Origin of the sequence: Streptomyces sp. NPDC006997 (assembly GCF_040635175.1) — a bacterium.
In the GTDB taxonomy this organism is placed as follows: domain Bacteria; phylum Actinomycetota; class Actinomycetes; order Streptomycetales; family Streptomycetaceae; genus Streptomyces.
This window is the reverse complement of record NZ_JBEYHH010000080.1, coordinates 1-6,596: the sequence shown is the minus strand read 5'-3', so window position 1 is coordinate 6,596 and position 6,596 is coordinate 1. Positions and strand designations below refer to the sequence as shown.

The following is a 6,596-nucleotide window of genomic DNA, read 5'->3' as shown; positions in this document are numbered from 1 at the left end:
GACCCCGGCCAACTCCTCAGGTGTCACACCACCCCAACGACGCTCGTAGAGCAGTAGACACGCATGCACAAGTGAAGATGACCAAGCCCTACTAGTCCAGGGGGATGTCGTGTCCGGGGCCGCGTTCGGCGTCGGGGCGCTGGCCGAAGTATCGGCGGTCCGCCTCGTCGATGGCCAGGTCGTTGATGCTCGCCTCGCGTCGGCGCATGAGGCCGTTGTCGGCGAACTCCCACAGTTCGTTGCCGTAGGAGCGGAACCACTGGCCTTCGGTGTTGTGCCACTCGTACTGGAAGCGGACGGCCACGCGGTTGCCGCGGAAGCCCCACAGGCTCTTGCGCAGGACGTAGTCGAGTTCGCGCTCCCATTTGGCGGTGAGGAACTCGACGATCCTCTCGCGGCCGGTGAGGACCACGTCGCGGTTCCGCCAGGCGGAGTCCTCGGTGTAGGCGAGGGCGACGTGGTGCGGGTCGCGGGTGTTCCACGCGTCTTCGGCGGCCTGGACCTTGGCCAGGGCGCTGTCGAGGTCGAACGGCGGGAAGGGCGGGCGCGCTTCGGTCATGGCGGGGAGTCCTTCACGGTACGGAGGGTCGGTCGGTCAGCGGCGGGTTGTCGGGGGCGGCGGTGACGGAGTCGGCCCGCAGGGGCAGCAGCCGTCCGGCCACCAACCGCTCGGGGGAGAAGCGGACGCGCCGTCCGGTGCCGTCGTCGTCGCCGGGGAGGTGGTGGTGGGCCCAGTCCAGGGCGGCCCGGCCGGACAGGTGCAGGGTGCGGCCGGTGGCGAAGTCGCAGAAGAGGAGTGCGGCGGTGGGGTCCGTCCGCAGGTTGCCGAGCGTGTTGAACATGTTGTTGCCCCGGTAGTCGGGCCACCACAGCTCGCGGCCCTCGACCCGGACGAATCCCGGCGGCCCGCCGCGGTGCGAGGCGTCGTTGCCGCGCTGGGGGTGGGTGGTGCCGACCAGGAAGGTGTCGGCCTGGCGGACCAGGTCGACGTCGCCCTGGGTGAGGGTGTGCCCGCGGCGTACCGGCTCGGCGCCGGAGGCCCGGACGGGTGCGGGGCGCAGGTGGCGGTTCTGGATGTACTGGGGGCAGTTGCCGTACGCCTGCGCCACGTCGATGCGCAGACTGCCGCCCGTGGTGTGCGACAGGGTGCCGTTGATCCGCAGACGCCGACGCGTGGCGAACTCCACCACGATCAGCCCGACGGGCTGGTGCTCCGGCAGGTGCCGCAGCGGGTCGCCCTCGGCGGGCAGGGCCCGTACGTCGAGGGTGGCCGGTGAGGCGACGCGCAGGAATCCGGGCGGGCCGGTCAGCGGGGAGGTCCACAGCCCGCCGTCGGCGTCGCGCGCGGTGATCGCGGCGAAGGTCCGTCCGGCCAGGAACCGGGTCACACCGCCGCGCAGGTCGGCGGGCGCCAGCATGGCCGCGAGCCGGGCGGCGTCCCGCACCACGCCCGCCTCGCGCTGCACGGCCAGCTCACCCTCGTGGAAACCGCCCGTGGGAGTGCCTACGGGGTTCGTCATCGCCATCGCTCCTCCTTGGCTGACACGGGTGTGGCCGCCCGCCCGCCGGGCCCAGGTCAGGGTTGGGGTCAGGCGGGCGGGCGCGGCGTAGGTCAGGCCGCGGAGCGCGGGGTGACCACGGGCCAGTCGTTGTCGACCTCGGCCAGGATGTTGAAGTAGTTCGTCAGGACGTTCAGAGCCAGGTGCCCGACGACCTCGCCGATCTCGTCGTCGGTGGCGCCCGCGTCCCGCGCGGTTCGCAGGACGTCGTCGCCGACGTGGCCGTGCCCGCGGGCGATCGCGTTCGAGAGGGTCAGCAGGGCCTGCGTATGAGCGTCCGCCGCCTTCGCGTCACGGGCCGACTCCAGTTCGTCCGCGTCGATCTTGGCGATGTGCGCGCCGATGTAGGTGTGGGCGGACAGGCAGTACTCACACCCGTTGTACTCGGCGGTGGCCAGCGCGAGGCGCTCGCGGACCGGGGCGGGCAGGACCCCCTCGGACAGGGCGCCGCTCAGGGACAAGTAGCCCTTGAGCAGGGCCGGGCTGTTCGCCATCACCTTGGTCATGTTCGGGGTCAGACCAAGGGCCTTCTGTACGTCGGCCAGCAGCTCGGCGGCCTTCCCGGTCGCGGTGGCGGGCTCGACGGGGGCGAAACCGGTCATGAGAGCAGCGCTCCTTACCTTCCCTCCGGTTCTAACGTTTGGATGCGCTAGTAACCGTTGAAAAGACGATGACATGCGCCGCTCGCGCTGTCAAACGGTTGGGGTGAGCTTTAACCGTTAGAAGTGCGGTAGCCTCGACGCCATGGACACGAACGCACCGCTCCTCGGTGAGCCGCTGCCCGTGGAGTTGATGAACACGGTCTGGGCGGACCGGGAGGGCGTGCACGACGCGCTGCGCGACACCGATGGCACGCGCGCCTGGCTCCACGCCGTGGCCCCCCGGATCGAGCTGCTGACACCGGCAGACCTCGACGCGTTGACCCAGCCCGACCTCGCCACCCTCGGCGAGCGCCTGACCGGCCTACGTGACGCCCTACGCCGGCTGGCTGCCGAGGCCACGGAGGATCCGCGCCGGGCGGCGGCGTCCGACACCCGCGAGCTGGACGCCGCCGTCACCATGCTGAACCAGGCCGCCAGCGACACACCCCACTGGTCGGCGCTGTCGTGGACCCCCGGCCAGGAACCCTCCCGGCAGCTCCGCACTGCCGGGCAGACGGCCTCCGCGGCCGTCTCCGCGATCGCCGAGGAGACCATCACCCTCTTCAGCCGGGACACCCGCCACCAGCTACGCGCCTGCCTGGCGCCGGGCTGCGTCCTGTACTTCCTCAAGAACCACCCCCGCCGCGAGTGGTGCTCCACAGGCTGCGGCAACCGCGCCCGCTCCGCCCGCCACTACCAACGCCACCGCCAGAACCCCGCCTGAGGTTCGCGGGCCGGGTCGCTTGGGACGAGACGCTCAAGTGGTCGGAGGTTGGGCATCCCCCCGCAGCCGTTCAAGGAGGGTCTGTTCGCTGTCGGTGAGCTGGGGTGCATCGAGGAGCGGGCGCGACGGACCCACGAGGGCGGTCAGTAGGACGCGGGGTCTGACGAGGGACGTCGGAGTCGCCTGGAGGGCGAGTACGTCGGTCAGGTAGGTCGCCGCGTGGAAGCACCCGGTGGCCGTGCGGGACAGGCGGCTGACGTAGCGGTGCAACAGCCGGTCGGCGACCGTCGGTCGCTTGCCGGTGGTGGTGGGGAAGTGGATGTCCTGACCCACCGCGAGCGCCCACGCGGTGTCGATGCACCGGGCGATGGCGCCCTGGGCACGTCGGGCGAGGCCGGGTACCAGTCTCCAGGTGTCCACGATCAAGGGGAAGCTTCATTCTCTGCCGTGCCGAAAGACCGGACGGGACCGCCGCTGCGTAATACTCCTGACTTCCTGCTGAAATCCCCTGGACTTCCCCGACAGGAGCGTCCGTCGCAATCGCCTCCGCCTGGCGGCAGGCGGCCGGGAATTGTCCGCTCTTCCTGTGTTTCCCTCGTTGACGCCGTCACAATATGTGCAACCCGACATGACGCCCGTGCACGCGAGCGAAAGGGTCACCATCGCTGGCATGTGCCAGTGACGGGGTGCCGGGAGGCGGGCACAGGCCAGAATCACGGGTGAACTTCGCGGTGGCGGTGGGACCGCGGTCTGGTCTGCTGCCGACCGCGTTCCCGCGCGAGGCCGCCTCGGCCCACGTTCTGGTTGACGGAGCTACCGAGAAGAAGTACGCCTTTCCCCCGCCCTCTGGCCGGTATCGCGTTGCCGAGCGTTATGCCCGCCGCGCGAAGGTACCTCTCCGTTTCGCCGGGTGTTCCGCCCGCGCGGCCGCACGCTCCACCTCCTCGTGCTCCGTGCCGGTCGGTTCGCCGTGCGTGTGCTCTGACCGTGGGCGATCCGGACGCACTTACCTGCACGCGCCCACCTGGGCTCTCCGGACACCTCCCGGTATCCGCGCCGCCGCGACTGCCTTCCGCTGAGCGCTCCGAACACCGCTCCGCGTGCTGGCTGCGTGCGCGGTGCTACGTCCCCTGACCTGCTTCTCGGCGTTCCGCGCTTCGGCTGATATCGCGGAGCATACGGCGGACGAGGAAAGGGTGGGCGCCGGAACCGATCACCAGTCCGCGGTAAAGAACACCGGGCAGTTTCGGGAACGAGCCGTGCGAACGTGCGCTGAGTGTGGTCCCGTCAGGGCGTTCCACCAGGGAGAAAATGAGGGCGTACTGCGAGAAACGGTGCCTGCCCGCGAGGGTGAGGCGTTCCTGTCGCACGCTTTCGGCCACCGCGAACCCGGGAATGGTCGCGCCTTCCTGCGGCAGCGTGCCCGTGGCGCCACGCGGCTCGGTGCCCACGAGATGCGCGAAACCGCTGCTGACCCCCAGACGGGTCCGGGCGACGTGGGCGACGAGCGCATCCCAGGTCGTCGCCGCGGATGCCGCGACACGTACCTGGTGCTCGTCGATGAAGGGGAGGCCGGACGTCGGATCGGTCGGTTCCATAGAGCGCTTCGTCCTCCACGTGCGGTCGGGTCGGGTCGGACCCTCTCAGAGTCCCAGAGGCCCACGTGATCGTCTGCAGTCGGACCGACCTGTCGGCACACCGGCTTCGACTCTCGCTTGAGTGTCTCTCAAGTACTTGTCCGAGAAGGGGCGTCCCTCGCGCCCGCCGTCCGCCGCCGTCGAGGGACGGGCTGGATCCCGGGGGCCCGTCCAGCGGTTGGCTGGAATTGGCTGTCGATGTAGGTGCGAGTCGCTCTCAGGGTGCACGCGGGTCCGATGTGGACGCGGCGCGGCTACGGGCCGTTGACCTGGAGGGAAGGGGGTAGACGGGAGAGGTTGGTGTCGTACGCCTGGGTGGTGGAGCCCTGGGCTCACGTACGCGCGATCACTCGGAGACTCGATCGGTTTTGCGCCAGACCTCAGATGGCCCTCGGGGCTCAATCAGCCGGCCGATAACGGTGAAATGCGAGTGGGTGCAAGGTTACCGACAAGTTCAATTAGGTGTGGTCCAGATCACATGGCCGAATTTGAGATTTCCGGCTGGCGTGCCTGCTAGCGTCCTGCGGGCCACGGCCTCCTGATCCACCACTCGGGCAATCCCAACAAGCTGTTCATATTTCAAACGAGTTGTGCATGGTCGACGAGGTCTGTCAGTGGCACGGGGGATTTTCATTGGCACGGGGGAACGCCATGGTCGAAGCGCGTCGTCGTCAGGTTGCGATTATTGGAATCGCGGCCCATTTCCCGGAATCAACAGGACCTCACGAGCTCTGGAACCTGCTGCGCGGCGGCGTCGACGCGACCCGGCCCCGTGCCGACCACCGTCCCTTCGGGCCCGAGCGCGGAGGTTTCGTCGCTGGCGTCGACGAGTTCGATCCGGAATTCTTCGACATCATGCCCCGTGAAGCGGCATACATGGACCCCCAGCAGAGGCTGGCGCTCGAACTGGCCTGGGAGAGCCTGGAGGACGCAGGAATCGTCCTCCCACCACACACGTCGACGGGCATGGGCGTCTTCCTCGGAGTCATGGCCGCCGACTACGCGGACCTCGTGGCGATGGCGGGCACACCAGGCATCACCCGCCACACCCTGACGGGCCTGGGGCGCGCCATCGCCGCCAACCGGATCTCCCACCGACTCCGCCTGAACGGCCCCAGCATCACCGTTGACACCGGCCAGTCGTCCTCACTCGTCGCCGTCCACCTCGCGTGCGAGAGCCTGCGCAAGGGTGAGAGCGACATCGCGCTCGCCGGTGGCGTCCACCTCAACGTCTCGCCCCTCAGCAGCGCTGTCGTCGAGGCTGCGGGCGCACTGTCACCGGACGGCAAGTGCTATGTCCTCGACGAGCGGGCCAACGGCTACGTCCGAGGAGAAGGCGGCGGCCTGGTCGTACTCAAGCCGCTCGACCAGGCTCTCGCGGACGGCGACCACGTCTACGCGGTGATCGAAGGAAGCGCCACCGCGACGGGCTCCGGTGACGGCGGACTGACGGTACCCAGCGCCGACACACAGACGCGCACCATCAGCGAGGCCCTGGCCAACGCCCGGATCGCCCCTTCCCAGGTGCAGTACGTCGAACTGCACGGCACAGGCACCCGCGTGGGCGACCCGATCGAGGCCCGGGCGCTGGCGTCCGTGTTCGCCGACTCGCGGCCCCCCGCGAGCCCGCTCACCGTCGGCTCCATCAAGACCAACATCGGGCATCTGGAAGGTGCTGCGGGCATCGCGGGCCTCATCAAGACCGCCCTCTGCATCAACCGGCGAGAACTCGTCCCCAGCCTCAACTACGAGCGCCCCAACCCGCAGATCGACCTGGACGAGTGGGGACTGCGCGTCGTGACGCGCAGCGAACCGTGGCCCAGCACGGACCACCCCCTCACGGCCGGAGTGACGTCGCTGGGGATCGGCGGCAACGTCTGCCACGTGGTTCTCACCGCCGGTCCCACCACCGACGCGCCCCATCCCGGGCCACGCGTCACTCCGCCGGTGGTGCCGGTGGTGGTGTCGGGCAAGACCGTCGCCGCGTTGGCGGGTCAGGCGGAGGGGCTGCGGTCGCATCTGCTGGCTCGGGCCG

Annotated in this window: 7 protein-coding genes; 2 read left to right on the top strand and 5 right to left on the bottom strand. The window is 69.6% G+C overall.

Annotated features, from left to right (window positions below):
- Positions 1-91 precede the first annotated feature (91 nt).
- The 3 genes from ABZ659_RS35580 to ABZ659_RS35570 all read right to left on the bottom strand — a co-directional run bounded on the left by ABZ659_RS35580 (position 92) and on the right by ABZ659_RS35570 (position 2,161).
- A complete protein-coding gene (locus ABZ659_RS35580; RefSeq protein WP_360229076.1) occupies positions 92-559 on the bottom strand; it encodes a nuclear transport factor 2 family protein in 468 nt (155 codons plus the stop codon).
- Positions 560-572: 13 nt separating this feature from the next.
- On the bottom strand, positions 573-1,520 hold the full coding sequence (locus ABZ659_RS35575) for a pyridoxamine 5'-phosphate oxidase family protein (protein ID WP_360229073.1): 948 nt from the start codon (positions 1,518-1,520) through the stop codon (positions 573-575).
- A 92-nt stretch (positions 1,521-1,612) separates the two neighbouring features.
- A complete protein-coding gene (locus tag ABZ659_RS35570; RefSeq protein WP_360229070.1) occupies positions 1,613-2,161 on the bottom strand; it encodes a carboxymuconolactone decarboxylase family protein in 549 nt (182 codons plus the stop codon).
- A gap of 142 nt (positions 2,162-2,303) precedes the next feature.
- On the opposite strand from ABZ659_RS35570, the gene ABZ659_RS35565 reads away from it, so the two are divergent.
- Positions 2,304-2,924 carry a CGNR zinc finger domain-containing protein gene (locus ABZ659_RS35565; RefSeq protein ID WP_360229067.1) on the top strand — a complete coding sequence of 207 codons (621 nt, stop codon included), beginning with the start codon at positions 2,304-2,306 and terminating at the stop codon, positions 2,922-2,924.
- A 33-nt stretch (positions 2,925-2,957) separates the two neighbouring features.
- Here the strand turns inward: ABZ659_RS35565 and ABZ659_RS35560 are convergent, their stop codons facing one another.
- Both ABZ659_RS35560 and ABZ659_RS35555 read right to left on the bottom strand, forming a co-directional pair.
- Positions 2,958-3,344, bottom strand: a complete 387-nt coding sequence (locus ABZ659_RS35560) for a hypothetical protein (protein ID WP_360229064.1) — start codon at positions 3,342-3,344, stop codon at positions 2,958-2,960.
- Between the two features lie 701 nt (positions 3,345-4,045).
- Complete coding sequence (locus ABZ659_RS35555) at positions 4,046-4,522, bottom strand: hypothetical protein (protein ID WP_360229061.1); 477 nt, start codon at positions 4,520-4,522, stop codon at positions 4,046-4,048.
- 633 nt (positions 4,523-5,155) lie between these two features.
- Here ABZ659_RS35555 and ABZ659_RS35550 point away from each other — a divergent pair.
- Positions 5,156-6,596: beta-ketoacyl synthase N-terminal-like domain-containing protein (locus ABZ659_RS35550; protein WP_360229058.1), on the top strand; the 1,441-nt coding region annotated here is incomplete at its 3' end.

Bases quoted from the DNA above. Each gene is read 5' to 3' on its own strand.
- ABZ659_RS35580 (WP_360229076.1), bottom strand. From the start codon at position 559: ATGACCGAAGCGCGCCCGCCCTTCCCGCCGTTCGACCTCGACAGCGCC.
- ABZ659_RS35575 (WP_360229073.1), bottom strand. From the start codon at position 1,520: ATGACGAACCCCGTAGGCACTCCCACGGGCGGTTTCCACGAGGGTGAG.
- ABZ659_RS35570 (WP_360229070.1), bottom strand. From the start codon at position 2,161: ATGACCGGTTTCGCCCCCGTCGAGCCCGCCACCGCGACCGGGAAGGCC.
- ABZ659_RS35565 (WP_360229067.1), top strand. From the start codon at position 2,304: ATGGACACGAACGCACCGCTCCTCGGTGAGCCGCTGCCCGTGGAGTTG.
- ABZ659_RS35555 (WP_360229061.1), bottom strand. From the start codon at position 4,522: ATGGAACCGACCGATCCGACGTCCGGCCTCCCCTTCATCGACGAGCAC.